Origin of the sequence: Ligilactobacillus equi DSM 15833 = JCM 10991, from assembly GCF_001435735.1 — a bacterium.
In the GTDB taxonomy this organism is placed as follows: domain Bacteria; phylum Bacillota; class Bacilli; order Lactobacillales; family Lactobacillaceae; genus Ligilactobacillus; species Ligilactobacillus equi.
In genome coordinates, this window is record NZ_AZFH01000196.1 from 1 (window position 1) to 636 (window position 636).

The 636-nt window shown below is 40.3% G+C and carries 2 protein-coding genes; both read left to right on the plus strand.

Annotated features, from left to right (window positions below; genetic code table 11):
- The first annotated feature begins 87 nt into the window (after nt 1-87).
- Nucleotides 88-375 (plus strand): helix-turn-helix domain-containing protein, encoded by a 288-nt coding sequence (locus tag FC36_RS10320; protein ID WP_025021586.1) that lies wholly within the window; start codon nt 88-90, stop codon nt 373-375.
- 161 nt (nt 376-536) lie between these two features.
- A partial coding sequence (locus tag FC36_RS12730; protein WP_420843344.1) for a helix-turn-helix domain-containing protein occupies nt 537-636 on the plus strand: 100 nt, incomplete at its 3' end.

The window sequence follows — 636 nt, forward strand, 5'->3', positions numbered from 1 at the left end:
TGCTGTTAGAATAAAAAATGTACAAGTTAAAATGAGGTCCTGAATCAGTTATAATATAGTCAATGTATTTAACGGAGGAACTCAATAATGGCAAAGCAACACTCTATTGAATTTAAGAATGACGCAGTTCAATACTACCTAGATAACCAAGACCACATGAACTACAGAGAAGCAGCTAAAAATCTGGGGATTGGTGTAAGTACCTTGCAGAAGTGGACTAAGCAGTTCAAGGAACAAGGTGCGGTTACGGGTCGTGGCTCCGGTAACTATGCCAGTGACAAAGATAAAGAGATTGCTCGTTTAAAACGTGAGCTTCGTGACGCCGAAGGCGCTATTGAAGTGCTTAAACAAGCTATCAATATCTTGGGAAAATAGAAGCTACCGAAGTCATCAATGAACTTGTCGATAAAGCGCAACAAGCTAAGTCCCATCCTTCGGTAGCGGGAATGCTTAAACGAGTGGGACTTTCACGCTCGAATTACTATGCGCAAAAGAAACGGTCAGTCTCTGCCACAAAGTTAAAACGCCAAGAAATCATGAGTAAAATCAAAGAAATTTGGGAGGAAAGTAAGCATATCTATGGTGCACCTAAAATCACCATGATACTGCGTAAAAATGGCTTTCGTATATCTGTTA

Bases quoted from the DNA above. Each gene is read 5' to 3' on its own strand.
- FC36_RS10320 (WP_025021586.1), top strand. From the start codon at position 88: ATGGCAAAGCAACACTCTATTGAATTTAAGAATGACGCAGTTCAATAC.